General features: G+C 37.9%; 1 protein-coding gene. It reads left to right on the forward strand.

What is annotated here, in order from left to right; all coding sequences use genetic code 11:
• Positions 1-253 (forward strand): SufD family Fe-S cluster assembly protein (locus SB658_RS25900; RefSeq protein WP_410603344.1); only part of this gene is annotated, 253 nt, incomplete at both ends.

Here is a 253-nt window from a genome sequence, read left to right on the forward strand (position 1 = left end):
TGATTCACTTAGCACCAAACACGTCTTCAACAATCGTTTCTAAATCGATTGCGAAGCATGGTGGTAAAGTAACTTACCGTGGTATCGTACAATTCGGACCAAAAGCGAAAAACTCTCGCTCTAACATCGAGTGTGACACGTTAATTATGGATAACCAATCTACATCTGATACAATTCCTTACAACGAAATCAAAAACGATTACGTTTCACTTGAACACGAAGCGAAAGTATCGAAAGTATCAGAAGAACAATT

The sequence above is a fragment of the Bacillus sp. SIMBA_008 genome, assembly GCF_046535495.1.
Lineage (GTDB): Bacteria > Bacillota > Bacilli > Bacillales > Bacillaceae > Bacillus > Bacillus subtilis.